At 70.4% G+C, this 25,829-nt stretch carries 23 protein-coding genes; 13 read left to right on the top strand and 10 right to left on the bottom strand.

Translation table 11 applies throughout. The features are described from left to right. Positions 1 to 65: 65 nt before the first annotated feature. Entirely contained in the window at positions 66 to 1,589 is a 1,524-nt protein-coding gene (locus tag ACWDY5_RS07410; protein ID WP_449721422.1) for an MFS transporter, read from the top strand. Here ACWDY5_RS07410 and ACWDY5_RS07405 read toward each other — a convergent pair. From ACWDY5_RS07405 to ACWDY5_RS07395, 3 genes are read right to left on the bottom strand one after another with little or no spacing between them, the layout of a single operon-like run. Continuing rightward, entirely contained in the window at positions 1,573 to 3,393 is a 1,821-nt protein-coding gene (locus ACWDY5_RS07405; RefSeq protein ID WP_449721421.1) for an FAD/NAD(P)-binding protein, read from the bottom strand. The genes ACWDY5_RS07410 and ACWDY5_RS07405 overlap by 17 nt on opposite strands. Before the next feature lie 12 nt (positions 3,394 to 3,405). Continuing rightward, complete coding sequence (locus tag ACWDY5_RS07400) at positions 3,406 to 5,538, bottom strand: aldehyde dehydrogenase family protein (protein WP_449721420.1); 2,133 nt, start codon at positions 5,536 to 5,538, stop codon at positions 3,406 to 3,408. After that, entirely contained in the window at positions 5,535 to 6,455 is a 921-nt protein-coding gene (locus ACWDY5_RS07395; protein WP_283663382.1) for a ribonucleotide-diphosphate reductase subunit beta, read from the bottom strand. Before ACWDY5_RS07395 ends, ACWDY5_RS07400 begins: the two co-directional genes overlap by 4 nt. Positions 6,456 to 7,150: 695 nt before the next feature. Here ACWDY5_RS07395 and ACWDY5_RS07390 point away from each other — a divergent pair. The 8 genes from ACWDY5_RS07390 to fabF all read left to right on the top strand — a co-directional run bounded on the left by ACWDY5_RS07390 (position 7,151) and on the right by fabF (position 15,082). Next, the gene (locus tag ACWDY5_RS07390; protein ID WP_283663381.1) at positions 7,151 to 7,786 is read left to right on the top strand and encodes a GNAT family N-acetyltransferase; all 636 of its coding nucleotides are present in this window, start codon (positions 7,151 to 7,153) and stop codon (positions 7,784 to 7,786) included. An 18-nt stretch (positions 7,787 to 7,804) separates the two neighbouring features. Next, the gene (gene lanKC, locus ACWDY5_RS07385; RefSeq protein ID WP_449721419.1) at positions 7,805 to 10,441 is read left to right on the top strand and encodes a class III lanthionine synthetase LanKC; all 2,637 of its coding nucleotides are present in this window, start codon (positions 7,805 to 7,807) and stop codon (positions 10,439 to 10,441) included. Positions 10,442 to 10,566: 125 nt separating this feature from the next. Continuing rightward, on the top strand, positions 10,567 to 10,752 hold the full coding sequence (locus ACWDY5_RS07380) for a hypothetical protein (RefSeq protein ID WP_283663379.1): 186 nt from the start codon (positions 10,567 to 10,569) through the stop codon (positions 10,750 to 10,752). A 50-nt stretch (positions 10,753 to 10,802) separates the two neighbouring features. Beyond that, on the top strand, positions 10,803 to 10,895 hold the full coding sequence (locus ACWDY5_RS07375) for a SapB/AmfS family lanthipeptide (protein ID WP_283663378.1): 93 nt from the start codon (positions 10,803 to 10,805) through the stop codon (positions 10,893 to 10,895). 131 nt (positions 10,896 to 11,026) lie between these two features. Next, positions 11,027 to 12,328 (top strand): MFS transporter, encoded by a 1,302-nt coding sequence (locus tag ACWDY5_RS07370; protein ID WP_449721418.1) that lies wholly within the window; start codon positions 11,027 to 11,029, stop codon positions 12,326 to 12,328. A 28-nt stretch (positions 12,329 to 12,356) separates the two neighbouring features. Then, complete coding sequence (locus ACWDY5_RS07365) at positions 12,357 to 12,560, top strand: DUF5708 family protein (protein WP_449721417.1); 204 nt, start codon at positions 12,357 to 12,359, stop codon at positions 12,558 to 12,560. A gap of 266 nt (positions 12,561 to 12,826) precedes the next feature. Further along, a complete protein-coding gene (locus ACWDY5_RS07360; protein WP_449721416.1) occupies positions 12,827 to 13,786 on the top strand; it encodes a hypothetical protein in 960 nt (319 codons plus the stop codon). A gap of 15 nt (positions 13,787 to 13,801) precedes the next feature. Then, positions 13,802 to 15,082 (top strand): beta-ketoacyl-ACP synthase II, encoded by a 1,281-nt coding sequence (gene fabF, locus ACWDY5_RS07355; RefSeq protein ID WP_449721415.1) that lies wholly within the window; start codon positions 13,802 to 13,804, stop codon positions 15,080 to 15,082. 49 nt (positions 15,083 to 15,131) lie between these two features. Here the strand turns inward: fabF and ACWDY5_RS07350 are convergent, their stop codons facing one another. Both ACWDY5_RS07350 and ACWDY5_RS07345 read right to left on the bottom strand, forming a co-directional pair. Beyond that, a complete protein-coding gene (locus ACWDY5_RS07350; protein WP_449721414.1) occupies positions 15,132 to 16,037 on the bottom strand; it encodes an isopenicillin N synthase family dioxygenase in 906 nt (301 codons plus the stop codon). After that, on the bottom strand, positions 16,034 to 17,341 hold the full coding sequence (locus tag ACWDY5_RS07345; protein ID WP_449721413.1) for an MFS transporter: 1,308 nt from the start codon (positions 17,339 to 17,341) through the stop codon (positions 16,034 to 16,036). Before ACWDY5_RS07345 ends, ACWDY5_RS07350 begins: the two co-directional genes overlap by 4 nt. A gap of 240 nt (positions 17,342 to 17,581) precedes the next feature. Between ACWDY5_RS07345 and ACWDY5_RS07340 the strand changes: the two genes are divergently transcribed. After that, complete coding sequence (locus tag ACWDY5_RS07340) at positions 17,582 to 18,622, top strand: chitinase (RefSeq protein ID WP_256508794.1); 1,041 nt, start codon at positions 17,582 to 17,584, stop codon at positions 18,620 to 18,622. A gap of 42 nt (positions 18,623 to 18,664) precedes the next feature. On the opposite strand, the gene ACWDY5_RS07335 is transcribed toward ACWDY5_RS07340, so the two are convergent. From ACWDY5_RS07335 to ACWDY5_RS07315, 5 genes are all read right to left on the bottom strand, one after another. Next, positions 18,665 to 19,216: a hypothetical protein gene (locus tag ACWDY5_RS07335; RefSeq protein ID WP_449721412.1), complete on the bottom strand. Its 552-nt coding sequence runs from the start codon at positions 19,214 to 19,216 to the stop codon at positions 18,665 to 18,667. Between the two features lie 110 nt (positions 19,217 to 19,326). Next, a complete protein-coding gene (locus ACWDY5_RS07330; protein WP_449721411.1) occupies positions 19,327 to 19,764 on the bottom strand; it encodes a hypothetical protein in 438 nt (145 codons plus the stop codon). Between the two features lie 56 nt (positions 19,765 to 19,820). Continuing rightward, on the bottom strand, positions 19,821 to 20,705 hold the full coding sequence (locus tag ACWDY5_RS07325) for a hypothetical protein (RefSeq protein WP_449721410.1): 885 nt from the start codon (positions 20,703 to 20,705) through the stop codon (positions 19,821 to 19,823). 5 nt (positions 20,706 to 20,710) lie between these two features. Next, complete coding sequence (locus tag ACWDY5_RS07320) at positions 20,711 to 21,232, bottom strand: SigE family RNA polymerase sigma factor (protein ID WP_449721409.1); 522 nt, start codon at positions 21,230 to 21,232, stop codon at positions 20,711 to 20,713. A gap of 261 nt (positions 21,233 to 21,493) precedes the next feature. Further along, positions 21,494 to 22,798 carry an MFS transporter gene (locus tag ACWDY5_RS07315; protein WP_449721408.1) on the bottom strand — a complete coding sequence of 435 codons (1,305 nt, stop codon included), beginning with the start codon at positions 22,796 to 22,798 and terminating at the stop codon, positions 21,494 to 21,496. A gap of 176 nt (positions 22,799 to 22,974) precedes the next feature. Between ACWDY5_RS07315 and ACWDY5_RS07310 the strand changes: the two genes are divergently transcribed. From ACWDY5_RS07310 to ACWDY5_RS07300, 3 genes are all read left to right on the top strand, one after another. After that, entirely contained in the window at positions 22,975 to 23,607 is a 633-nt protein-coding gene (locus tag ACWDY5_RS07310; RefSeq protein ID WP_449721407.1) for a hypothetical protein, read from the top strand. 10 nt (positions 23,608 to 23,617) lie between these two features. Further along, the gene (locus tag ACWDY5_RS07305; RefSeq protein ID WP_449721406.1) at positions 23,618 to 24,097 is read left to right on the top strand and encodes a hypothetical protein; all 480 of its coding nucleotides are present in this window, start codon (positions 23,618 to 23,620) and stop codon (positions 24,095 to 24,097) included. Positions 24,098 to 24,236: 139 nt separating this feature from the next. Next, entirely contained in the window at positions 24,237 to 25,757 is a 1,521-nt protein-coding gene (locus tag ACWDY5_RS07300) for a PstS family phosphate ABC transporter substrate-binding protein (RefSeq protein ID WP_449721405.1), read from the top strand. Positions 25,758 to 25,829: the final 72 nt, after the last annotated feature.

Genomic DNA, 25,829 nt, shown 5'->3' with positions numbered 1-25,829 from the left:
CCTCCGATTGCCCCGTTCGCCCGCTTGCGGATACGATCGTATTCTAATAGGGGAAGGGGCCGTTCATGGCACAGGCCGTCACCGAGGCGCGGCACACGAAGTCCCAGCGGCTCGCCGCCGCCCTGACCAAGGGCCCGGTCGAGGTGCTCGACTTCCTGCTGCCGCTGTGGGCGGGCGCGGCCCTCGGCCTGTCCCCCACCCTGGTCGGCACGCTGACCGCGGCCGAGACCCTGGTCTCCTTCCTCATCCGCCCGCTGGCCGGGGTGCTGGCCGACCGGTACGACCGGGCCCGGCTGGCCGCGCTCGGCGCGCTCGGCTACGCGGCCTCCTTCGCGCTGTTCGCGCTGGCCACCGGGTTCGGCCTGGCGCTGGTCGCGGCGGTGGTCGGCGGCGCGGGCGGCGCGCTGTTCTGGGTGGCGCTGCGGGCCAAGGTCGGCGAGGACCTGCCGGCCGACAGCGGCGCGTTCAGCAAGCTGTTCGCCGCCGAGGGCGTGGGCACGCTGATCGCGATGGTCGCGGCCATCTCCCTGGTCGCCCGGATCGACTACCCCGGCGTGTTCTGGCTGTGCGCGGCGGCCTGCGTGGCCGCGGCGGTGGTGCTGGCCATCCAGAAGTCCCCCGGCAGACCGGCGGTCGACTCGGCATCGCCACGGCTGCGCGAGCTGGGCGGGCGGATGTACCCGCTGCTCGGCGTCATCGTGATCACCGCGATCGCCGAGGCCGGGGTGGCCCTGCTGCTGCTGATGCACCTGCAGCGCGGGCACAACCTGCAGCTGGGCGCGATCGCCACGGTGTTCCTGCCCGGCTTCATCGTCTACAGCGTGCTGCCGGACTACCTGCACGGCGTGGTCACCCGGCTCGGCCGGACCAGGGTGGTCACGGTGGCGCTGCTGCTCAGCGCGGTGTTCGCGGTCGGCCTGTCCTTCGCCCCGCACCCGGTGGTGCTGGCCGGGATGTGGATCCTGTCCGCGGCCGCGTTCGCCGCGGCCATCCCGGTGGAGCAGTCCATCGTGGCCGAGGCCGCCGGCGGCAGCCTCGGCCGGGGCATGGCGATCTACGAGAGCGCCACCCTGCTCGGCGCGACCATCGGCACCTTCGGCGCGGGCCTGCTCTACGACCAGGGCACCGGCTGGCAGATCGCCTGCGTGGTGGCGGCCGTGCTGCTGGCGGTCGCCGCGCTGCTGATGCGCGGCGCGATCCGGCGGATCGGGGTGTCCGACCGGGTGCCCGCGCCGGAACCGGCCGCGGTCGCCGAACCGGCCAGGGTCGCCGAAGCGGCCCCCGCCACCGAGGCCGCTCCGGAAACCGTTGCCCCCGAAGCGAAGCCGGACAAGCCGGACGCCCCGGAGCTCAACGTCTGGGCCGGCCACGCGGTGATCTTCGTGGTGGCCCAGGTGGTGCTGGCGATCATCGGCTACAGCTGGCCGTACGAGGCCATCTTCAACGGCCCGCACCCCGCCGAGTGGTGGTGGAACTCCAGCGGCCACCTGCTGCTCAACCTGGGCCGGATCTGGTGCGCGGTGTTCGTGGTGGACACCGTCTGGTCGGTGGGCCGGGTGCTGGTGTACCGGCTCAGGAACCGAGGCTGAGCACCGCCCGCGCCACCCGGTCGTTCTGCCCGAACGCCTCGATCTCCGGCTCTACCCCCGGCCGGTGCACGGTGCCCACGCTGGGCCCGACCGCGAACCGGGCCGGGTGCGCGCGGCCGTCCGCGGCGAGCAGCCGGTGGTCGGCCGGGTGCGCGGCGAGCCGCCCGGTGCGGTAGCTCCCGGTCTCGTCGGCCAGCTCCTCCTCGGCGCACTCACCGCGGTCGAAGAGGTTGCGCAGCAAGGGGTCCGCGCTCTCGGGCAGGTTCGGCTCGGCCAGCCTGGCCTCGATCAGGAACCGCGCGGGCACCTCACCGGGCACCCGGGGGCTGCTGGCCACGAACCGGCCGGCGGACTCCTCGGCCCGCACCTTGGCCTCCGGGCCGAGGAAGCCCAGCACCCCGGCCTGGGACAGCGCGAGCAGCTCGGCCAGCCGCCTGCCCGGCGGCCCGCTGGTCAGGAAGCTCATGAACGGCAGGAACCAGCCCTCGACCTCGGTGACCTGCGACTTCGCCGTCAGCCGCCCGGCTCCGGCGAGCTGCAGCACGGTCAGCACGGCCCAGGAGATGCCGCCCAGCCCACCCAGGTCGGGACTCCAGCGCGACTGGCTCCGCCGCTCCAGGTCCGCCCGCACGTGCTCGCGCACCCACTCCTGGAACGCCACCGCGTCCGGGAAGCTCTTGCCCCCCAGGGGATCCGTCCAGCTGTCCGGGTCCGCCCGGTCGGCCGGATCGGGCACCGCACGGGCGACCAGGTCGTCCAGTTCCGGGCTGCCCCAGTCGAAGGCGTCCAGTCCGGCCAGGAACTCCGGCCAGTCCAGCCGCACCCGGTCCGGGTGGCCGAGGAACAGCTCGTGGTAGTGCCCGTAGGCGATGTCCTTGCACACCAACGGCCACAGCTGTTCCCGGAAGCTCAGCTGACCCGGCGGCACGGTGTCGGTGCGGAAGTACCTCGGCAGCTCCGGCGCACCGGCCAGCAGGGCGTTGTCCGACTTGGCGTGATAGGGCACGCCGGTGCGGGAACCCGCGTACAGCAACGGTTCCAGCCCGGAGGGTTCGTACACCAGGTCCCCGTCCAGGGTGCGCCGGAACTTGCCGCCCCTGCCCTCGGTGAGCAGCACCATGGTGTCGATGAAGGTCAGCCCGAGTCCGCGCAGCAGCACCGGTTCCCCGGCTGGCACCGCGGCCAGCGCGGCCGGATCGGCCTGGCCCCTTGGCAGGTAACCGAGGCCGTGCCGGTCCGCGAACTCCTGGCAGGCCAGCTCGGCCGGGGTCGCCCGCACGTCCACGTGCCCCTGCGCGAGCACCACCGCGTCCACCACCAGGGTTTCCCCACCGGCCAGCAGAACATGTTGTCCCGCTTCGGTTTCCCACAGGTCCACGGCCTGGTCCCGGTGCACCCGCACCTGGCCGAGCCGGTCCGCGGCGCGCTGGAAGACCCAGGTGAAGTACGCGCTCGCCAGGGGCCGGGAGGCGAACCACCGCGAGGTGGCTCGGCCCACCTCCTCGGCCAGTTCGCCCCTGGCGAGCGCGTCGGCGCCGGCGGAGCGCGCCCAGTCCCACAGTGACGGGACGTCGTTGTCCGCGCCGGAGAACAGGGTCACGCCTGCCGCCCGCGAGTTCATCCACAGCAGGTTCGGCTGCGCCCGCCGCCAGATCCGCCCTGGACCCGCCGGATACGGGTCCACCACGTGCACCTCGACCGGCCCAGTGGCCAAGGCGCACAACCTGTCCAGTACCCCGGTGCCGCGCGGGCCCGCGCCGATGACGCAGACCCGCAGCGCACCGGGGGCCGACCATGCCCCCATGATCGGTTTTTCCTATGCCGAGACCCGGCGGGCCGGCACGCCCACCGGCGGCTTGAGGTGGTCGGCGACCGCCTTGGACACCAGCAGCGGTTCGGCGATCCGCCTGCCGCCGATGGCCGCGTAGTTGGCCATGATGCCCAGCCCGCCGAAGGGCTCGTTGCCGTTGTCGGTGCTGAGCAGGGTGGCGTTCTGGTAGACCTCGTGCCGCCGGGACAACAGCTCCACCGTGGTCGGCAGGTTGCCGTAGACCATCGCGCCCATCGCCCGCTCCTCGAAGAACGGCGTGGTCAGCGTCTCGTGCAGGGCGTCGAGGTCGGTGTAGCTGACCACGTTGAAGATCGGCGCGAACAGCTCCTCGTAGCTGGAGCGCCTGGTCAGCTCGCGACACAGCACGGTGGGCTGCAACCGCCGGGTGCCCAGCTCGACCTGGCCGCCGTGCACGATGTGCGCGGAGTTGCGGTGCAGGTACTCCAGCGCGAAGCCGAAGGCCTGGTCGTAGTACATCGAGCCGTAGTCGGCCCTGGGATCCTCGTAGGAGCCGTAGACCAGCTCGTCGATCCGCTTGCCCAGCAGGTCGAGGAACCGCTCTCGCACCGAGGAGTGCACGAACATGACATCCGGCCCGAAGCAGTCCTGCCCGGAGTTGATCAGGCGGATGTCCACCGCGTCGGCCACCGCGAGGTCCACGTCCGCGTCCGGCCCGACGATGATCGGGTTGATGCCCTGGCCGAAGTAGAGGAACAGCTGCTCGGCGCGCAGCTGGCCGCGGATCCGCTCGGCGTTGGCGTAGGTGCCGGTGAACAGCACCAGCTCGGCATCGGCCACCGGACCGCAGGTGAACTGCCGCTGGGTGCTGGCCGCCAGGGTCACCGGCAGGTTGTGCGCGGGAGCCAGCAGCTCGTGCAGCCTGGTCAGCGGGGACTGGATGTGCGCGGAGGGCCGGAACACCACGTGCTCGCAGTACAGGCTCGGCACCAGCACGTAGAGCACGTAGGCGTAGAGCGGGATGTTGGAGGGCATGAACACCGCTGCGCTGCGCACCAGGCGCGGCTGGTAGGCGGTGACCTCGGCCTCGGCTCCGCGCAGGGTGCGGATCGCGGTCTCCAGCTCACCGACCGCGGTGCGGTGGTTGGACACCTCGCAGAGGATCGCGAGCACCTCCTCGCGGTGCTCCTCCAGGAAGGTCTCCACCGCTCGCAGCGCGGCGGCCCTGGCCGGCAGTGGCACCGCGGTCGACGGGGGTTCGGGCACGGCGAGGGTTCGAACCTCGCCGGCGGTGTCCACGGCATGTGCTGGGAGCGCGCGCATGTCGTCCTTCCCATTGCGGTTGAGCACGGTGATCGGGGTGGCCGAGTTCCGGCCTGGTCGTTCGCGCAGCGGCACACCCTCGACGCACCACCGCCGCACCGAGCGCAGCGTCGCGGCCCGGACCGGCCGCAGTTCCAGCAGCCGCCGCAGGCCCTGGCTGGCTGCCGGGGTCCCGTCCACGACGGTCACGTTCATCCGGGTGATGGCCTCGACCGCCAGGTCGAGCCGATCGGCTGGCAGCACCACCGCGCTGCCCTTGCTCAGCCACCACAGCAGCACCAGGACCAGCGCGTACGGGTGGGAGAACGGCAGCAGCGGCAGCACCACGTCGGTGTCCCGGAACCCGGCCCGCTGCTGGGCCCCGCGCAGCGCGAAGCGCACCGCGCCGCCGGAGCGGACCACCGCGTCCCGGGGACCCGCAGGCCACACCTCCAGCGCGTGCGCCCGCTGCCACCAGCCGGTCAGGTCCAGCTCGAAGCCCTGCGGCGCGGCGGAAACCTCGCGTTCCAGCTCCGCCAGCGGCAGCCGGAACTCGGCGGCCCCGGCCGGCAGTCCTTCCACGCCGTCGTGCAGCAGCCAGCGCACCGGCGCCTTGCGCAGGATGGCCGCGTGTTCCTCGGTCGGCCGGTCGTCGTCCAGCAGCACCACGGTGGCGTCCACGTGCAGCAGGGTCAGCAGCGCCACCACGTAGCCCAGGGAGTTGCCGCCCAGCAGTGCCACCCGGTCACCGGGTGCGAACCCGTTGTCCCGCAGGTGTTCCGCGAAGACCCGGCATCGCGCGCGCAGTCCGTCGAAGGAGGTCACGCCGGACTGGCCGATCAGGCCGACCCCGGTCATTGCCGGGCCAGGCGCAGGTCGTAGGGGTCGGTCAGGTGCGCGACGAACTTGTGGTCGGCGCCGATGTTGCCCAGGTGCCTGCGCAGGATGTCCACGCTCATCTCCCGGATCCGGGCCTCTTCCCGGTCGCTGCCGGACTCGAACTCGGTGTCCATCCGCAGCGCCAGCGGGACCGCCTTCTCCAGCACCTCGTAGATGTGGTCGGCGTAGCCCTCCTGGATGCCGGTGCGCAGCGCATGCAGCCCGAAGCTGATGTGCCGCGACTCGTCCCGGCACATCGCGATGAAGGCGGACTTGATGCCGTTGAACATGTTCACATCGCGCAGCGAGTGCACCAGCGCGCGCTGCCCGATCAGCGCCAGCACACCCTCGGTGATCAGGTGGAACAGTGTGCACGCCTGCAGCCACTGCCCGTAGTCCAGCGGGCGGGCGGCCAGGTCCTGCACGATCTGGGTCTCCAGCAGGCTCAGTTCCTTGTGCGCCGGGGTGACGATGTTCCAGGCCTCGGCCAGCATCGCCCTCGGGTTCTCCGGCATCTCCAGCACCTCTTCGCCGAGCCGGAACACCGCGCGGGCGTGCCGGGTCTCATCGGCGATCTGGGTGCCCAGGAACAGGGCGTACTCCTCGTCCGGACAGCCGGTGAGGATCGGGCCGAGCATGTCCAGGCCGGTGTACTCGCCGATGATGAAGGTGGCGATGGCCTCCTTGAGCATCACCCGGACGCTCTCCGGCAGGCGCGGGTGGTGCAGCATGTCGTGGTCGCGGCCCAGCGAGAGCTCCTCGGCGGACCACTGCTGGCGCTCCCAGCGTTGGTACAGCTCGATCGGCTTGGGCTTACGGCCCGTCACCAGGTCCGCGTGGCGCAGGACGGCGTCCGCGGGCAGCTGCGGCAGTTCGCCGAGCTTGGCCTCGTCCATGAGAAACGTGCTCCACCTGGTCACAACCGACCTCCAGTTTCATTCGCGCACACAACTTCCCCAAAAGTGGTGATAAACGCGAGTAAAAGGACAGGGGGTGCAGATTCCTGCAGAGCGCGAACGGCGGCGAAGCGTCAGCGATAGGCCTGCGACGTGGCCTAATGTGGCCGACCGTACCTGAGCCTCAAGCGTGACTCAACCGGAGATGGGCTAGCGCTCATCGGGTATTTTGATGCACTGGAGGCCAGCCTCCAGGCCCACTGGGGGTTGTTCACCCCTCGCGCGCAGGTCCTCACCAGGAGTAGCTCGTAAGGATGAGACCGGCAGTCCTGCCCTGGTCCCTCTGACCTAATTCTTCCGGTTGACCACGGTAGGTCTTCCTAGTACTTTCCTCGGCAGATGCAGTCTGTACTGGGGTTTTCGCACAGAGGTGCGAGCTAGGGCACGGCGACGTGTGCCCCTGAGCGCGGACAGCGGCGACAGCGGCGACGTGTGTGCTAAGCACAATATTTGGAACAAAACTGGGGCAGTCGAATTGATCGACTTGATGTGAGTCGAATTCATGCTTCGGGCTCCCTGCGCCCGGCGGGATCGTCCACTCACCCAACGTTTCGAAGTGAATTGTCCTTTTTTATACATGCCTGATGTGCGAGGTGCCGGCGATGCCGCGCGAACAAATATGCACTCTGGAAAGCATGACCGCGGCCGACTACGTCGCCGTGGAGGGCTGGCTGCGCCCGATGGCCACCACCAGCGCGCTCACCTGCGACATGAACGACCTGGTCACCGCCGAGGCGATCAAGGAAGCCAACGAGAGCGGCAAGGTCCGCAACTTCATGGTGGTGACCACGGCGGGTGACCGGGTCGGCGTGGTGAGCTACCGCCCCAGCGGCGGTCACCGGGCCTACGTCATCGGCGGCGCCATCGGCGATCCCGCGCGGTGGAGCTCCGGGGTCGGCGGCGAGGCCATGGGCCTGCTGGTGGACCACCTGTTCCACCAGCTCAACGCGCACCGGGTGGAGTTCGCCACGGCCGCCTACAACAAGCACACGATCAGCATGCTCACCAAGGGCGGCTTCGTCCTGGAGGGCGTGCTGCGCGACTTCTACTTCCTCGATGGCGAGTACCACGACAAGACGATCTGGTCGCTGCTGCGCGAGGAGTTCGTGGTGGGCGCGCGCCAGTTCAAGGAACAGATGCCGGTGCTGGACCTGGTGCCCGCCAAGGAGAAGCAGCGGGCGAAGGAGCTGCTCGCCAAGTACATCGCCAACGAGCCGGGCTCCTCCTGGCTCAGCTTCGCCGACCGGGCCGCCAGGGAGCGCCCGTACTAGAGCGAGAGGAGCAGGCCGGTGAAACCCTTGGTAGAGCTGTACTCCCTGGCCGACCGGGTGTTCTTCGAGGACCCCGTGCGCTGGGAGCCCGAGACCGCCTTCCCGCTCTCCGACGGCGAGCTGCCGGAGGGCTGGCGGCGTTCCGGCAGCGGTGAGTGGGTCATGCTGCGGCCGCCGGAGGGCAAGCTGCCCGCGCAGGGCTGGAAGATCCACGTCTCGGCCACGCCCTCGGACGCGGCCGAGATCGTCGAGACGGTCGCCGCGCACTGCGTGACGAACTGGATCCCGTTCAAGTTCCTGCGCAGCGTCGCGCTGCTGCGGGCGTTCAACCTCAAGTACGCCCCGCGCGCGGCCAGCGGCAAGCTGGTCACCATCTACCCGAGGGACGAGGTGGAGCTGGCCGCCACGCTGACCGCGCTGGACGCGAAGATCGGCGGCAGGCCGGGCCCCTACATCCTCACCGACCTGCGCTACAACCAGGGCCCGCTCTACGTGCGCTACGGCGGGTTCGAGGAGCGCTACTGCACCAACTCCGACGGCGAGCGGGTGCTGGCCATCCAGCGGCCGGACGGCACGCTGGTGCCGGATGACCGCAGGCCGGTGTTCCACACGCCGGAGTGGGTCACCGTGCCCAGGGTGCTCGCCGACAGCCTGGCCGCGCGCAACGCCACCGGCGCCACCATGGATTACCGCATCGTCGAGGCGATGCACTTCTCCAACGGCGGCGGGGTCTACAAGGCGGTCCGCAACGCCGACGGCGTCGAGGTCGTGCTCAAGGAGGCCCGGCCGCACGCGGGGCTGGACAAGGACGACGCGGACGCGATCTCCCGGCTGGAGAACGAGGCCACCGCGCTGCGCGCGCTCGACGGCGTGCCAGGGATCCCCCGGCTGCACGAGGTGGCCCAGGTCTGGGAGCACCGGTTCCTGGTGATGGACCTGGTGCCGGGCATCAACCTGCACCACTGGCTGGCGCTGAACTTCCCGCTGGTGGGCACCTCCACGCCTGAGCAGCGCCGCGCCTGGGTGGCGCGCGCGATGCGGGTGCTGGCCAAGGTGACCGAGCTGGTGGCCGCGGTGCACGAGCGGGGCATCGTCTTCGCCGACCTGCACCCGGCCAACATCATGATCAACGAGCGGGACGGCGAGGACGAGATCTTCCTGGTCGACTTCGAGGCCGCCTCGCCGATCGCGGAGAACCGCAGGCAGCGCTTCGGCCACGCCGGGTTCACCAACCGGGACAAGACCGGCGCGGACATCGACCGGCACGCCCTGGCGGTGCTCAAGCTGTGGCTGTTCCTGCCGCTGACCTCGATCGTCGGCCTGGCGCCCGGCAAGCTGGCCGAGCTGGTGGAGATCGCCACCGGGCTCTTCGAGCTGCCCGGGGACTTCGCTTCCTCCATCCTCTCCGTGGTCGGCGAGGTGACCCCGCCCAATCCGACGGTCAGCACGCTGCCGCGCACCGGGCCGGTGCGCGCGGGCGCGGAGTGGGCGGACCTGCTGCCCTCGATCGCCGCGGCGATCACCGCCAGCGCCACCCCTGACCGGAGGGACCGGCTCTTCCCCGGCGACCTGGAGCAGTTCCGCATCGGCGGCGGCACCTTCGCGCACGGTGCGGCCGGTGTGCTGTGGGCCTTGTCCAGCACCGGTTTTGAGCTCGACCCCGACCACCTGCGCTGGCTGCTGGCCGACGCGGAGAAGCCGAGGGAGAAGATCGGCTTCTACGACGGCGCGCACGGCATCGCGCACGTGCTGGACCTGCTCGGCCACCCTGGCCCGGCCGCGGACCTGTTGTCCCGCACCGATGAGACGCTGATCGGCGATGTCACGCTGTACAGCGGCCTCGCCGGGGTCGGGCTGAACCTGTTGCACCTGGCCGAACGCCAGGACGAACCGGCGCACCGGAAACGAGCCCTGGAGGTCGCGCGCCGCCTCGGCGCGGCGATCACCAGCGGCGAGCCGCACGGCGTGGACAAGCCACCCGGCGAGCTGGGCCGGGCGCGGCAGGCCGGCACGCTGGGCGGGCTGCTGCGCGGCTGGTCCGGACCGGCGCTGTTCCTGCTCCGGCTGTACCAGTCCACTCAGGACGGTCAGTGGCTGGAGCTGGCGGTGCGGGCGGCGCATCGGGACCTGGACCTGTGCGTGAGCGCGCCGGACGGCTCGCTGCAGGTGGACGGCGGCTACCGCATGCTGCCCTACCTGGACGTGGGCTCGGCCGGTATCGCGCTGGTGGCCGACGAGCTGGTCAGGGAGATCGCGGATGAGCGGCTGCTGACCGCGCTGCCGCTGCTCGCGCAGGCCTGCCAGAGCGAGTTCATCCTGGAACCCAGCCTTTTTCACGGCCGGGCCGGATTGCTCGCGGTAATCTCTGGACTTTCCAGGGGTGCGTCTGAAATAATTAGTGACAAGCGGGTGAAAGCGCATCTCGACGGGATGCACCACTACCCACTCGCCTACTGTGGACATGTCTCTTTCCCCGGTGACGGATGTAGCCGCTTGTCCATGGATATCGCAACGGGTAACGCCGGCGTGCTGACCGCGTTGAGCGCGGCACTGCGCGGCGGAACACCGTTCCTCCCATTCTTGTCCGGCACGGATCACCGTGCCCGGCTCGGGGGTACGCAGGAGACCAGGGCGAACATTCAACTGGAGGGGTGAATCATGGCTATTCTCGACTTGCAGGGCCTGCCGGTGGACGCAGCGGAGCAGATCGTGGCCGCCAGTCCCATCAGCATGGGCTGCTGACAACCCAAAGACCAGCCAGGAGCGCGCTGCCTGGCTCTGTGGACATGATCCTTTTCCACGGCGACGAATGTGGCCGCTTGTCCATGCACGACGCACCACCAAGTCAGGACAAACGAATTTCGTCAGGAAAGGTGAATACAATGGCTATTCTCGACCTGCAGGGCCTCGACACCAACGCCGCCGAGCTGACCATGACCGGCAGCACCGTCTCCAACGGCTGCTGAATCAGCTCCACCGGTAACACCTGCACCAACCCAAACATTCTTCAGGAAAGGTGAATACAATGGCTATTCTCGACCTGCAGGGCCTCGACACCGCCGCGGCTGAGCTGACCATGACCGGCAGCACCGTCAGCAACTCCTGCTGAATTACCGGGTGCGGCGGGTGAGTTGATCGCTCGCCATCCAGGTGACGTCCGGTGCAGGCGCTCGCAGTGCCTGCACCGGACTTTCCGCACCTCGCCCGGGACCTCCCGGACGGATGGGGAAGGCCCAGGACATGACAGCAGCGCCGACCAGGCGGCCGGGCGGCCGGCACCGCAAGCCGCCGCCGGGCAGGCACCGGCTCCGCAAGGACCGCCGCTCCGGGCAGTACTCGGTGGCGCAGTTCGCCTTCGGGGTCAACCTGGTCGGCAACGGCATCGGCGGGGTCGGCCTGCCGCTGTTCGTGCTGGACGCGACCAACGACATCGCCTTCACCGGCATCATCGTCACCGTCGCGGTGATCAGCTCGATCGGCACCGGCCTGTTCATGGGCCCGGTGATCGACCGGTTCGGCATGCGCGCCTCGTGGATCTTCTCCATCAGCATCGGCTCGGCGATCACCGTGCTGATGTACACGCTGCACCTGGCCGGGATGCTGCCCGCCTGGCTGCTGCTGGCGCTGTGCTTCGTCCGCGCCGCGGCCGACGAACCGGGCCGGGTGGCCACCTTCGGCCTGCTCCCGGCCCTCGCGGAGAGCTCAGGCCACTCGCTGGAGCGGGCCAACGCCACGCTGCGCGCGATGAACGCGATCGCCACCATGGCCAGCCCCATCCTGGTGGGCGCGATCGTCAGCCTCTTCGGCAGTGCCACCATCCTGCTCGTGGACGCCATCGCCGGCGCGCTGGCCGCGGTCATCGTGGTCTTCTTCCTGGTCCGCGCGGTGGAGCAGGTCCCGGCGGATGAGCAGCAGGAGGAGGAGACCGAGGAGTTCGACCGCCTCGGTTACCGGCAGCGCTTCGTGGCGGCGGTGAAGTTCTTCTGGGGCGACAAGCTGCTCCGAGTGGTGATCATCGCCACCACCGTGTTCAGCGGCCTGGACACCGGCCTGGCCAGCATCGGGCTGACCGCCTACGCGAACGAGGTGCTCGGCTCGGTGGCCTGGTACGGCGGCCTGGTCGGCGCCTTCGGCGTGGGCTCGCTGATCGGCACCATCGGTTACGGGGTGCTCGGGCCGCGCCTGCCCAGGCGCGGGGCCTACCTGACCGCCTACACCGGCATGGCCTTGCTGCTCCTGCTGCTGGCCGTGCAGACCGATGTGCCGATCGCGCTGGCCATCATGGCGGTGGCCGGCGTGGTGACCAGTCCGGTGGACCTGCTGTTCATGCAGGCGCTGCAGGAACGGGTGCCCAAAGCGATGTTCGGTGGAGTCACCAGCATTGCTACTACTATCGTGTCAGGGCCGAGCCCGATCGCAGTCTCCTTGCTCACCTGGCTGTTGGCCACGATGGGCAGCCATCACACTTTCGTGGTTATCGGAAGCTGCTATCTTCTGCTCGCGCTGTCACTGTTCCTTGTCCGCCCGCTGCGCCAGCTGTGAGCGGGCACCAGCGTCACTGGGAGGTTCCTTGTCGAAAAACGTGAAGTCGCTGTTCATCGGCGCGTTCATGCTCATCGTCGGCCTGATTCTCGCCTTCACCACCAAGGGAGTCGAGACGCCGATCATCTCGCTGGACAAGGTGGGCATCGTGCTCGCCGTGCTCGGCGGTATCGAACTGGTCATCACCGGCGCCATGATGATCTTTCCGTCGAAGAAGGACAGCCGCGCCTGAACGCGGGGCAACGGCCGGGAAAACTCTCCCCCAGGGAGTTTTCCCGGCCGTTGTGCGTTTCGGGCATATCACGTTTATGAATGCGGTTTCATCCGATCGGGTTGTTCCGCGGCGGTGGTCGGTTACCATTGTTCCGTTGGCCTGTGGTCGCACCGGCGCGCTCGATGAGTTCTGGGGTTGATGCCTCGCGCGAGGCTCCTCATCGATGCCTCTCACTGCCGCACCACCGGCCCTGGAACTTGTGGTGACCATCCCTGGAGGCTGCCGTGGCCGATGCCATCTACTTTCCCGGACTCGTTCCGACGACCTTTCCCACGATCGCGAGCTTCCTGCAGGAGAACGAGTACGCGCAGGAGCGGCTGCGGATCGCGGACGAGGTGCTGGGCTACTCGCTGATCTCGGCCTACGAACACGCCGAGATCTACGACTGGGAGGTGTACGAGGCCGGCTATATGGCGCTGACCCTGGCGCTGGCCGACTGGGCGGATGACCACCTCGACCTGTCACCGGTGGTCTTCGGCGGGCAGAGCTTCGGTGCGATCATCGGATCGGTCTACGCCGGTGTTCTGTCCTATGAGGACGGTCTGCGGCTGGTGCGGGAGAGCGCCAAGGTGGAGGTGGACTACTTCGAGGGACTGGCAGAACCGCTGGGCTGCTTCTTCTTCTATCGCCTCGACGGGGCCGCCGTGGATAGGCTCGTCGCACGCTGTCAGGCCGAGGGCCGCAAGGTGGAGGCGTCGATCTACCTGGACAACTCCGTGCACGCGGTCTCCGGCGTGATGGCCGATCTGGAGTACTTCCGCGAACTCGTCCGCGAGGAGGGTGGATTCCCGTTCTACCTGATGAACCGCGCGGAGCACTGCACCATGGTGACCAGCCTGCGACAGCGGCTGGAGTCCGAGGTCTACAGCCAACTCAACTGGCGCCCAGCCCGCGTCCCGATGCTCTCCGACGTCACCGGTGAGCTGATCACCGACCCGGAAGCGATCATGGCCGACCTGCTGGACGGCTGGGTCACCCCGGTGCGCTGGTCCACCGTGGTCGAGGGGATCCGGCGGAGCAAGGCACAGCAGGCCTACATCATCGGGCCGCGCAACATGTTCTCCCGGCTCACCGGGGACACCGTGCCGACCGCCGTGGTCACCCCGAAGGCCGTGCAGGAGTACCTGGACAAGGGTTTCGCCGGGCCGCGCGGCCGGGTGCTGCCCGCGGCGGCGAGCGCCTGAGCCGAGGGGAACGAGATGAGCAAGAGCAGCGAGGCGGTACAGGCCGAGTTCCGTCGATTACGGCGCCGCGTAGTGGTCACCGGCTGGGGCGCGGTCACCCCGCTCGGGGTCGGCGTGCCCACGACCTGGTCGGCGATGCTGGCCGGGCAGAGCGGGATCCGCCGGGTGGCCTCGATCTCCGCCGATGACCTGGGTTGCCAGATCACCGGCGAGATCCACGACTGGGACCCGGAGGCGCACCTGCCGCGCAAGATCGCCAGGCGCACCGACAGCTACGCCCAGTACGCGCTGACCGCGGCCACCGAGGCGGTGGAGGCGGCGAAACTCGTCTTCGACCCGGAGCTGGCGGCCCGCACGGGCGTGCTGGTCGGCAGCGGCTACGGGCCGGTGAACTACAACAACAAGCTGCCGGACCTGTTGCGGGAGAAGGGTCCGCGCGCGATCAGCCCGCTGTCCCAGGTGACCGGCGCGATGGACAGCGCGGCGGTGGAGATCAGCCTGCTGTTCGGCACCACCGGTCCGTGCCGGGCAATGAGCACCGCCTGCGCCACCGGCACCGACTCCATCGGCGAGGCGGCCAGGCTGATCCAGTACGGCGCGGTGGACGTGGCCATCGCCGGTGGCGCGGACAACTGCATCAGCCGCGCCGACTTGGCGGGCTGCGGCAACGCCCGCGCGCTGACCAACCGCAACGACGCGCCCGAGCAGGCTTCCCGGCCCTTCGACGAGGACCGGGACGGGTTCGTGATGAGCGCGGGCGCCGGCGTGGTGGTGCTGGAGGCGGCCGACCACGCGATCGAGCGCGGCGCCCCGATCCTGGCCGAGGTGGCCGGGTTCGGCGCTAGCGCGGACTCCTTCCACTGGACCGCGCCGCACCCCGAGGGCACCGGGGCGAAGGCCGCGATGCGGGCCGCGCTGGCCGACGCGGGCATCTCGCCCGAGGAGGTCGACTACGTCAACGCGCACGGCACCAGCACCCCGCTCGGCGATGCCAGGGAGGTGCGCTCGATCCGCGAGGTGCTCGGCGAGCGGGCCACCCAGATCCCGGTCAGCTCCACCAAGTCGATGACCGGGCACATGATCGGCGCGGGCGGCGCGGTCGAGGCGATCGTGTGCGGGATGGCGATCCGGGAGGGCGTCGTGCCGCCCACCATCAACTGCCACAAGCCGCTGGATGCGGAGATGAACTTCGTGCCGCACACCCCGCAGCAGCACGACATCCGGGTGGCGATGAACAACTCCTTCGGCTTCGGCGGGCACAACGCCGTGCTGGTGCTGCGCCGCTGGGCGGTCTGAGACCTGCGCCCGTGCCCGGTGACCTCGACCCGGGCACGGGCGCGCTCACTCAGCCGGGCGCGCCGAAGAGCTTCACCGTCTTGCGCGCGATCCACTGCCCCGCGGTCACCGTCTCCCCCGGCGCGTCGTGGTTGGGCTGGTAGAAGAACGGGATGGACAGCCGGGATGAGGTGTCGCCGCGCGCCGGGTTGACCACCCGGTGCAGGGTGGACTGCCAACGCCCGCCGGTCCACAGCGCCATCAGGTCGCCGATGTTGACCACGAAGCTGCCGGGGATGGCCGCCACGTCGTGCCAGCCCTCGCCGTGGCGCACCTGGAGGCCACCGAGGTCGTTCTCCTGGCACAGCACGGTGAGCACGCCGAAGTCGGTGTGCGCGCCGCGCCGCAGCTGGCCGGGCAGCGGCGGTGCCAGCTGCGGGTAGTAGTAGTTGGCGACCAGTGCCGAGACGTGCCGGTCGAACCGGTCGGCGAAGTGCTGCTCCGGCAGGTCCAGCGCGAGCGCGGACAGCCGCAGCAGGTCCGCGGCCAGCTCGGTGAGCGCGGCCAGGTACCGCTGCCAGGTTTCCTTGAACTCAACGGGGTTTCGCGGCCAGTCGTTAGCCAGCTTCCAGGTGGCCCAGTAGTCGCCGAGCCGGGCGCGCTCGGGTTCGCTGAGCTCGCCGGTGACGTGCGCGCCGAAGGACTCGCACAGGTCCGGCGGGCTCTCCTGGTCCATGCTCAGCGCGGTGGTCCCACCGGAGCGCCGGAAGCCGGCCACGAGCTCCTTTTCCTTGGCAGGCAACCGGAAGAAGGCGTTGGTGATGGCGAACATGCCCTCGATCAGCTCCGCCGGCACGCCGTGGCCGACGATGACGAAGAAGCCGGAGGACTCGCAGGCGGCGCCGATTTCCCTTGCCAGCGCGGCTCTTTGTGCACCGTGCCGTCCGCTGAGGTCGATGACCGGGACGTGGCTCATGCGGGTTTCCTTTCCAGGGTGAGGAAGGTGTGCAGCAACGCGGCGGCGAGCAGGATGCCCACCGCCACGGTCAGCTCGGCCGCGCTGGTGACCACGGTGTTGAGCAACGCGGTGCCCAGCGCCGCGCCGAGCTGCTGACAGGCGTGGTAGGAGGCGGAGGCCGAGCCCAGCTGGTCGGGGGCGGCCTCCGCGGTGGCCAGGATCGCGGTGGGCGGCAGCACGCAGCCGAGGCCGAGGCCGGTCAGCACCAGCGCGGGCAGCAGATACAGCGGCAGCGCGTGCGGGCTGTCCGGGGTGAGCCAGGTGAGCACGAACAGTCCGGCCGCCGCGGCGAGCAGGCCGGAGCGGATCAGCGTGCCCGGCCGCACCCTGCCGTGCAGCCTGCCCGCGATCAGGGTGGCCCCGGCCAGCGCGGCCAGCGCGTTGACGATCAGCGTCAGCCCGGCTTGCACGGGCGTGTAGCCCAGCTCGTGCTGGGTGTAGTAGCTGAGGAAGAGGTAGAAGCCGAACATCGCGACGAACATCAGCGTGATGGCCAGGAACGCGCCGCCCCGCGTCCGGTGCCAGAAGGTTCTTCTTTCCACACCGACAAAAGCGGCCAGCAGCAGCACTCCGGCGGTGAGCAGCCCGAGCACCACCGGCGAACCCCAGCCCCGCGACTCGGCCTCGGCGCAGGCGTAGACCACCGCGACGAAGCCGCCGGTGCTCAGCAGCGCCCCGGTCACGTCGAACCGCCAGCCGCTCACCGGCCGGTCCTTCGGCACGAACACCGTGCCCAGCAAGGCCAGCAGCGCCACCGGCACGTTGAGGTAGAGGCACCACCGCCAGCTCGCGTACTCGGTCAGCAGCCCGCCCGCGACCAGCCCGACGGCCGAGCCCGCCGCCCCCACCGCGGCGAACACCCCGAACGCCCGCCCGCGTTCCCTGCTCCCGGTGAACGTGGTGCTCAGCAGCGCCAGCCCGGCCGGCGCGAGCACCGCGGCGAAGACCCCCTGCAACGCCCTGGCCGCGAACAGCGTGCCGGGCGTGGTGGCCGCCCCGCCCAGCGCGGAGGCCGCGGCGAACCCGGCCAGCCCGATGCCGAAGGCCCGCCGGTGCCCCAGCGCGCCGCTGATCCGGCCGCCGATGAGCAGCAGCCCGCCGAAGGCCACCGCGTACGCGGTGATCGCCCACTGGCGGCTGGCATCGGTCATGCCGAGCGCGCGCTGCGCCGAGGGCAGCGCGATGTTCACGATCGTCCCGTCCAGCACCACCAGCAGCTGGGCCGCGCTCACCACCGGCAGCGTCAAACGCCTGATTTCCATGTGGCGCAACGCTATTCCTGTTGCCCGAGAGGTCACACGAGTTGACCGTGCGGGCAACCTGGTCTGGTCTGGACCAGTGGGCGCCCGCTGCGCCAACTGGTCCGCCCTCGGAAGTAGGTGTCCGCACCGGCGCGGTTTTGGTCGAATGGAAGGCGCGCACGGGCGCGAAGGGTTCGAACTTGCGCGGGATGTCCTTGCCGCCGGGGCCAACCGCGGGATTTGGGGTTGGTTATGGGTGGCATGTCACGACTGCTGGGACTCGGGCTCGCGGTGCTCTGCGCCACGCTGGGCCTGACCGCACCGGCGAGCAGCGCGGAAGCGGCGGAGACCTGCGCGGTGAAGTCGAAACCGGCGGGCAAGGTGCTGCACGGGTACTGGGAGAACTGGGACGGCGCGGTCAACGGCGTGCACCCGCCGTTCGGCTGGACGCCGATCACCGACCCGCGGATCCGCGAGCACGGCTACAACGTGATCAACGCGGCCTTCCCGGTGATCCGCTCCGACGGCACCGTGCTGTGGGAGGACGGGATGGACGCCACGGTCAAGGTGGCCACCCCGGCGGAGATGTGCGCGGCCAAGGCGGCCGGGCTGACCATCCTGATGTCCATCGGCGGTGCGACCGCGGGCATCGACCTGAGCTCCTCGGCGGTGGCCGACCGGTTCGTGGCGACCGTGGTGCCGATCCTGAAGAAGTACAACTTCGACGGCATCGACATCGACATCGAGACCGGTCTGGTGGGCAGCGGCAACATCAACCAGCTCTCGCCCTCGCAGGCCAACCTGATCCGGATCATCGACGGCGTGCTGGCCGCGATGCCGTCGAACTTCGGGCTGACCATGGCCCCGGAGACCGCCTACGTCACCGGCGGCAGCGTGGTCTACGGCTCGATCTGGGGCGCCTACCTGCCGATCATCAAGAAGTACGCGGACAACGGCCGCCTGTGGTGGCTGAACATGCAGTACTACAACGGATCCATGTACGGCTGCGCGGGCGACTCCTACCAGGCGGGCACCGTGCAGGGCTTCACCAAGCAGACCGACTGCCTGGACAAGGGCCTGGTCATCCAGGGCAGCACGATCCGGGTGCCCTACGACAAGCAGGTGCCCGGCCTGCCCGCGCAGCCGGGTGCTGGCGGCGGCTACATGTCGCCGAGCCTGGTCTCGCAGGCCTGGCGGCACTACGGCGGCAAGCTCAAGGGCCTGATGACCTGGTCGATCAACTGGGACGGCTCGAAGAACTGGACCTTCGGCAACAACGTGAAGTCCTTGCAGGGCCGGTGACGCACGACGAGGCCGCGCCTGCCAGCGCGGCCTCGTCCCCGGTCACTTCTTGCGCAGCCTGCCCCACGGCTTGTACACCGAGATCACCGTGGCGAACAGCAGCGCGGTGGTGGACACGATCGGCGGGTACACCAGGTCGCCCGGCCCGCGCAGCGGCGCCTGCCCGGCGGCCAGCTGCCGCCCGTACTCGGCGATCTCGGTGACCCCGTTGCGCAGCGCGAAGGCCACCAGCGCGAGCAGCGCCAGGTTGAGCACCAGCTTGACCGCCACCCACCAGTACCTGACCAGCCCGTACTTGGTGCCCAGCCCCAGCACCACGCCGCTGACCAGGCACAGCGCCGCCAGCGTGAGCATCGGCCAGACCAGCAGCTCCAGCACCTGGTAGCAGAGCGCGGCCAGCTGGGCGTCCGAGGTGCCCGCCGCGGTGAAGACCAGCACGGCCAGCACCACGTCCAGCCCGATCCAGGCCCCCGCGCTGACGATGTGCGCCACCAGCACGGCCTTGCGGGTGCGCCGCGGCAGCAGGCGCTCCCGCTCGGCACTGCGCCGGGCCGGCGCCGGCCTGGGCTTGACTGCGGTTGCTTGCGTGCTCATGGGTGCTCCCTCGCCGACACGTCTGGTCGGTTCCCATCGTCGGCGGGAGCGCGGCCCCGGTCGTCCGTTGAGGCGGTGAACCCGGCTACGCGGATCTGCGTAGCCGCGGCTCAACGGCCCGCGCAGTACCGGCGGGGCAGCCAGTAGCGGAAGAAGTCGCAGAAGTGCCAGGTGATCGGCGGCCGCTCGGCCGTGGGCGGGGCCGGGGCGGGCGGCGGTGGCACGGAGGTGCTGGGGCGGGCGGGTGCGGGCTTGGCCGGGCGGGGCACCGGTTTGGGCCGGGCGGGCAGGACCGGCTTGGTGACGATGGGCACCGTGACGATCGGGGCCGGGCTGGTGTGCACCGGCGGCGGCTCGGGCAGGTCGGCGTAGACCGGATCGACCGCCCTGGCCTCCAGCGGCGGCGGCAGGGCCAGGACCGGGTTGGCGATCAGCTGCGGCTCCGGCGGTGGCGGCCGGTCCAGGGCCACGACCGCACCGGTGGCGGTGCCGGCCCCGAGCAGGGCCAGCGCCAGTAGTCGAGTGCGAGTGTTGGCGGTCGATCGCACGAGGCACCCCCGTCAGGTGGGTTTGTCCCGGTTAACGGGGGTGCCACCACTTCGGTTCAGCGCAGGGCGAGGGCCAGCTCCACCAGTCGTTGCCTGCCCGCAGTCTCCGACAGCGCCACCACGGCAGGCCCGCCGCCGGTCCCGGCCAGGATCACCGCGGTGTCGGTCACCACGGCCTGCCTGCCGTCCAGCTCGGAGTCGAACCGCGGCGCCTGCCTCGGCAGCCCGGTCACCGGGTCGCGGGCCAGGTCCCGCCGGGTGCCGACCAAGATCCGCCCGCCACCGGGAGCGCCGTGGACCAGCAGCACCGCGTCGGTGACCCGGTCAGTGGTCCCGTACGGGCTGAGCACCCCGAGCAGCGGATCCGGCTGGACCTGCTTGAACGGCACCATGACCAGGTCGTTGGCCCCGGACTCGACGCTCTGCGCGATCCGGTGCGCCTGCTCCCGGTCGCCCGCGCCCTCGACGGACCCCCAGGCCCCGTCGGTCCACTCCCAGGCCACGCCCGTGCCCTGCCACACCGCCCGCCGCCCGTGCACCGGCGGCGCGGCCTCGCCCGCCGGTCCCGGACCGCCGCCGGCCATGGTGACCGTGGCCGGTCCGCCGCCGCCGTCGGCGCGCACCAGGGTGATCCGCTGCCGGTCCCGCCCGGTCTCGTAGCTGACCGGGGTGAACCCACCGGCCGACCCGACCCGGAAGGACTTGCGCAGCGGGTCGAAGGTCACCGCGGGCCGCGCGGGCTCGACCGTGGACAACCCGCTGACCAGGCTCGGCGCCAGCAGCGCGATCAGCACGGTCAGCGCCGCGGCCACCCCGGCCCCGGCCACCTGCCGCAGCCGGCGGCGCCGGGTCCCGGCCCGGATCGCCGAGGGCACGTCGACCGTGGACGGGGTGCGCGGCCCGGCCTCCCGCAGCGGGGCGAGCAGCTCCTCCGGTTCCATCTCCGCTACTCCTTGCCCAGGTTGACCAGCGCCGACTCGCCCAGCAGCCGCCGCAGCGCGGCCAGCCCGAGCGAGGTCTGGCTCTTCACGTTCCCGGCCGAGCAGCCCAGCAGCTCGGCCACCTCCAGCACCGGCAGGTCCAGCAGGAACCGCAGCACCAGCACCGCCCGCGCCCTGGGCGCGACCCTGGCCAGCGCCGCGTGCACCACCGCCCTGGTCTCCACGTCCGGTCCGGCTGGCGCGGCGGTCGGCGGCAGCTCCTCGGCGCCGCCGACCAGCCGGATCCGCTTGGCCCAGCCCAGCCGCTGCTCGGAGATGAAGGTGCGGACCAGCATCGCCCGCACGTAGCGGTCCAGGTCGTCCGCGGCGGACGCCCGGCGCCAGTGCACGAAGAGCTTGGTGATGGTCGCCTGCACCACGTCGTCCGCGCGGTGCTCGTCCCCGCACAACAGGTACGCGGTCCGCCGCAGCGCGGGCAGCCGCGCGCTGACGTACTCGGTGTACCGCTGTTCCTCCGCCGCCCGCATCCGGCCACCACCTCCCCTCATCCCGGGGACGCGCACGGCCGCCGACGCGGTTGTGTGAGCTGGGTCACCCAAGGGGCTGTGTCACCGAGGGGAGAAAAGAAGTAGGCCGGGCACTCGCGGCGGGCGGACCCCTGGGGGTTAGGCCCACCCTGCGGCGATCCCGCCCGGCCTACTGCACCTACTGTAAACGCATCTGGGGCTGTTGTGCCCCGACATGCCCTAAAGACGCCAAAATTTCCGGAAAATCACTAGATTTTGACCTCAGGTCAGGGTGCGCCCCTCGGTCTCCGGCAGCGTCAGCGCGAGCAGCACCGAGACCACCAGGAAAGCGTTGATCACCAGTATGACCAGGGTGAACCCGCTGTTGGCAGCCAGCAGCAGGCCGATCGCGGCCGGTGCGCTGGTGCTGGCGATCAGCTGCATGGCACTGGAGTAGGCGGCGCCGGTGCCCCTGGTCACGGTCGGGTAGAACTCGCCGTTCCAGGTGTTCCACACCCCCCAGGCGCCGAGGCTGAAGAAGGCCAGGGTGAAGTTGCCCAGGTACAGCTGGGTGAGCGAGTCGGCGGTGGCGAAGACGAAGCCCCCGGCGCAGGCGGCCAGCACGTACAGCAAGAAGATCTTCTTCCGGCCGAACCGCGCGGTCAGGTAGGAGGCGGTGAGGTAGCCGGGGATCATCATCACCGCACTCAGCGCGGCGAAGGCCAGCGAGGCGTCCAGGGTCAGGCCCTTCTGCGCCAGCAGCGTGGGCAGCCAGTTCTGCAGGCCCCAGTAGCCCCAGCTGAACACGAAGTTGACCAGCAGCGCGGGCACCGCGATCCGCACCAGCCCACCGCGGAAGAGCTCCAGCGGGTTGCCCACCCGGCCACCGCTGCCGGTCAGCCGCGCCTCGGCGTCCGGGCTGGACAGCTGGCGCAGCACCACCCGCGCCTCCTCCTCGCGGCCGCGGGCGATGAGCCAGTACGGCGACTCCGGCACCACCGCGCGCAGCACGAACGCCCAGCCCCCGGCCACCGCCCCGGCCAGCATGATCTGCCAGCTCCAGTCCCTGATCAGGCTGGAGGCCCCGATCGCGCAGAGCAGCCCGACCGGCCAGCCCATGGACAGGTACACCGCGGCCCGCCCGCGCACCTTGGTCGGCACCAGTTCCAGGAAGTACGGGAAGGTCACCGTGTACACCCCGGCCAGCGCGAACCCGGAGAGCACCCGCAACAGGATCAGCACCCAGGGCTCCGGCGCGAACGCCGAGGCGATGGCCAGCACGCTGTAGGCCACCATCGACCCGAAACAGGCAGGCCGCCGCCCGATCCGGTCCGCCACCGGCCCCCACAGCAGCGCACCGGGGATCATCCCGAAGGACAGCGCGGAGAGCACCAGCCCCACCGAAGCCTCGTCCATCCCCATCGAGGCGGCCAGGTCCGCTTGCACGTAGACCAGCGCGACCAGTTCCCAGGAGTCGATGACAAAGGCGCCGAACAGGGTCAGCCCGATCATCAGGTGCCTGCGGGTGAACGGCATGTGGTCGAACGCGGCGCCGACGGGCACCACCCGCGGCTGAGCGGCGGTCATGGCTCTCCTCAATATCGCCCAAAATCCCCCGAAAGATAGTGCTCCGTACCCAGTCCGTCACTGTGCGCCACGCCCAGCCCCGCGATCGCCCCCCAGGCACCCGGCCCAGCGACCCTCTTGCCGCCCCATCCCCGCCTCCCCTACCGTGCGCACATTCAGACCAGGGGGTCTCCGTCATGCACCGCGCACTCGCGCTCGTCTTCGTGCTGCTCACTTCCACCTGCGCCACCCTGCTCCCGGCACCCGCCCCGCCCACCAGTGCCGAGGAGTCCCCGTCGCCCCGGCTGCGCCGCGCCCTGCCCACCGAGGCGATCATGACCAAGTCGGGCTACAGGCAGGGCATCTACCGGGACTTCATGGAGACCGACATCGCGAAGCACGGCCTGGTCCGCTCCTGCGAGCGCAGCCCGTCCGACCTACGCATCGACCACTCCGCCCTGATTGACTGGACCCCGACCGACCAGGACGGCAATGACCTGATCACGTTGGATCAGGTCGTCACGCACTACCGCGACGGCAAGGCCGCCGACGCGGTCACCGACGTGAAGCGGCAGCTGGCCTGCGGCAGCTTCCGGGACGGGCCGTACACCTTCCCCGCGACCGAGCTGTCCCTGCCCGCGCTGCCGGGAGTGGACGCGCAGCACGCGGCGTGCGGCACCGAGGAGGAGGGCCGCACCGCCTGCCTGCTGGTGCTGGCCAAGGGTGATCTCGCGGTCGCCTCGGCGGTCGAGGGAGGCTCGGCGCAGGCGGTGCCCGCGGAGCTGCGCCGGATCGCACCCCTGCTCGCGACCACGCTGGCGAACGCTTGAGGGCTGTCCCATGACTGACCAACGCTGTGTGCACGACCTGCTGCCCGGCCAGTGCGCGGACTGCAAGGCCCCGCCACCCGGCGTCCGGAAACTGGGCTACCGCACCAAGGCCGGCGCGGTGTTCCACAACGAGCGGGACTGCTCCGGCCTGCTGGAAGGCCAGCAGTTCGCCCGCTACAAGGGCATGGACGTGCACGAACCGGAACGCCTCGCCTGGGCCGAGGCGCAGGCGCGCGGACTGGCCGCCTGTCAGGTCTGCTGCTCCGAGCGCGCGGTGGCCCGGCAGGACCGGCTCAAGGCCACCGCCAAGGCCGGGGCGGACGGCAGGCCCTGCCTGGTCCGGGTGGACGAGGAGTGGTTCCCTGGCACCGCGGTCTGGCTGCCCAAGCGCGATGGCCTCTGGTGGGCGGAGGTCACCTACCGGCACCAGGGACGCTGGGTGGTGGCGACCAAGAGCCAGCGGGACCTGCGTCCCCGCCCGGACCGGTAGCGGGGCCGGAGTTCCGCCCGCGTTCAGCCACCGGCCACCCAGGTAGCGAAGCCATCCCGCTTGCGTAACCCCGGCCCCGGACCACCTGAACGAGTGACAACGTCCGGGTATGGGTGGGTTTTTCGGCACGGTGCTGGGGATGTTGGATCTGCTGGGGGGTGCGCTCACCAGTGAGACCGGGCTGTGGGTGCTGGTCGCCGGGCTGGCCGTGGTGGTGGTCTGGCTGGTGGTGGACCGGTACCTGTTCGAACGCAACCGGCTGGCCTGGCGGGTGGTGTTCGACTCGGGGCTGAACCTGAGCCTGCCCGGCGAGTTCGGCGAGCTGGAGCACTTCTTCCGCGGCCGCAAGGTGGACCACCCGAGCATGGTGATCCTGGCCATCCGCAACTCCGGCAGCACCGACGTGGCCGAGTCCGACTACGTGAACCGGTTGCGGTTCACCTTCGGGCCGCGTGAGGTGCGGGCGGTCAAGGTGTCCGAGGCCTCCGATGACATCAAGGAGCGGTTCAACACCGAGCTGGAGCACTCCGGCAACGAGGTGACCCTGCCCAAGGTGCACCTCAACCGGCGGGAGCGGTTCAAGTTCGCGGTGCTGCTCTCCGGCACCGACAAGGGCGTGCGGCAGAGCCGGGGCCAGCTCTACGGCGGGCTGATCCAGGACGAGGCGGCGCAGCGGCGGATCACCCGGCAGCGGGTGCTGCGCTGGCTGGCCGGGGCGCTGACCCCGGTGGTGCTGGTGGTGCTGGTGGTCTCGACCAGGACCGGCCGGGACGACTGCGGCGGCGCGGGACAGCTGCGGCTGGTCGGCTCCACCGCGTTCGCGCCGATCGCCGAGGAGATCACCAAGGCGCACCTGGCAGGCTGCGCGGGCACCGAGATCAAGGTCGAGCCGAACAGCAGCCTGGAGGGCCTGCAACAGCTCCAGGCGGCCGGGGCGACCGAGGCGCTGGCCACCGTCGCCGACGGGCACGCCGGGGACGTCGCGCCGGAGCTGAAGCCGAAACCGTTGGCGGCCATCGTGTTCAGCGTGGTGGTCAACGAGGAGGTGTCCAAGCAGGGCATCACCGACCTGAGCCTGGAACAGCTGCGCAAGATCTACGCTGGCGAGTACACCAACTGGAGCCAGGTGCGGCCGGGGGTGAACCTGCCGATCCGGATCGTCAGCCGCACCGGCTCCTCCGGCAGCCGCACCACCTTCGAGAAGTACGTGCTCGGCTTCCCGGAGGACCGCCTCTCCCCCAGCCTGACCTCGCAGTTCTGCGAGACCAACGACCGCAACCCCGGGGTGCCGTGGACCCGCTGCGAACGCGCCCGCACCAGCGAACTGCTGGACCGGGTCAACGCGGTCTCCGGCGCCATCGGCTACGCCGAGGCCCAGACCGCCGCCGACCGCGCCAAGTACCCGAAGCTGGTCCGGGTCCGCCTGGCCGGCAAGGAGCCGATCTACGAGCACATCGACCCGAACCAGGACAGCAGCTACCCGTTCTGGACCGTCGAGTACCTCTACACCAACGGCACCCCGGCCCCGGCCTCCATCCTCGGCCACCTGATCCGCCACTTGGCCACCGACTCGGCTCGCGAGAAGCTCCGCGCGGCCAGCTACCTCCCCTGCGCCAAAACCGAGGACTCAGTGCTGGAGCTGTGCCGCAACCCGCGCTGAAGGCTTCGAAACGGGGCCAGGCTGGTCAATCAGTGCTTCTGGGCGGAGGACATGCGGTCGAACGCGGCCCTG

The organism is Crossiella sp. NPDC003009 (genome assembly GCF_053591555.1).
This window is presented reverse-complemented; position numbering and strand designations above follow the sequence as displayed.

What these genes read in the sequence shown, in the direction of transcription:
- ACWDY5_RS07410 (WP_449721422.1), top strand. Translation starts at nt 66, where the DNA reads ATGGCACAGGCCGTCACCGAGGCGCGGCACACGAAGTCCCAGCGGCTC.
- ACWDY5_RS07405 (WP_449721421.1), bottom strand. Translation starts at nt 3,393, where the DNA reads ATGGGGGCATGGTCGGCCCCCGGTGCGCTGCGGGTCTGCGTCATCGGC.
- ACWDY5_RS07400 (WP_449721420.1), bottom strand. Translation starts at nt 5,538, where the DNA reads ATGACCGGGGTCGGCCTGATCGGCCAGTCCGGCGTGACCTCCTTCGAC.
- ACWDY5_RS07395 (WP_283663382.1), bottom strand. Translation starts at nt 6,455, where the DNA reads ATGGACGAGGCCAAGCTCGGCGAACTGCCGCAGCTGCCCGCGGACGCC.
- ACWDY5_RS07390 (WP_283663381.1), top strand. Translation starts at nt 7,151, where the DNA reads ATGACCGCGGCCGACTACGTCGCCGTGGAGGGCTGGCTGCGCCCGATG.
- ACWDY5_RS07370 (WP_449721418.1), top strand. Translation starts at nt 11,027, where the DNA reads ATGACAGCAGCGCCGACCAGGCGGCCGGGCGGCCGGCACCGCAAGCCG.
- fabF (WP_449721415.1), top strand. Translation starts at nt 13,802, where the DNA reads ATGAGCAAGAGCAGCGAGGCGGTACAGGCCGAGTTCCGTCGATTACGG.
- ACWDY5_RS07350 (WP_449721414.1), bottom strand. Translation starts at nt 16,037, where the DNA reads ATGAGCCACGTCCCGGTCATCGACCTCAGCGGACGGCACGGTGCACAA.
- ACWDY5_RS07345 (WP_449721413.1), bottom strand. Translation starts at nt 17,341, where the DNA reads ATGGAAATCAGGCGTTTGACGCTGCCGGTGGTGAGCGCGGCCCAGCTG.
- ACWDY5_RS07340 (WP_256508794.1), top strand. Translation starts at nt 17,582, where the DNA reads ATGTCACGACTGCTGGGACTCGGGCTCGCGGTGCTCTGCGCCACGCTG.
- ACWDY5_RS07335 (WP_449721412.1), bottom strand. Translation starts at nt 19,216, where the DNA reads ATGAGCACGCAAGCAACCGCAGTCAAGCCCAGGCCGGCGCCGGCCCGG.
- ACWDY5_RS07325 (WP_449721410.1), bottom strand. Translation starts at nt 20,705, where the DNA reads ATGGAACCGGAGGAGCTGCTCGCCCCGCTGCGGGAGGCCGGGCCGCGC.
- ACWDY5_RS07320 (WP_449721409.1), bottom strand. Translation starts at nt 21,232, where the DNA reads ATGCGGGCGGCGGAGGAACAGCGGTACACCGAGTACGTCAGCGCGCGG.
- ACWDY5_RS07315 (WP_449721408.1), bottom strand. Translation starts at nt 22,798, where the DNA reads ATGACCGCCGCTCAGCCGCGGGTGGTGCCCGTCGGCGCCGCGTTCGAC.
- ACWDY5_RS07310 (WP_449721407.1), top strand. Translation starts at nt 22,975, where the DNA reads ATGCACCGCGCACTCGCGCTCGTCTTCGTGCTGCTCACTTCCACCTGC.
- ACWDY5_RS07305 (WP_449721406.1), top strand. Translation starts at nt 23,618, where the DNA reads ATGACTGACCAACGCTGTGTGCACGACCTGCTGCCCGGCCAGTGCGCG.
- ACWDY5_RS07300 (WP_449721405.1), top strand. Translation starts at nt 24,237, where the DNA reads ATGTTGGATCTGCTGGGGGGTGCGCTCACCAGTGAGACCGGGCTGTGG.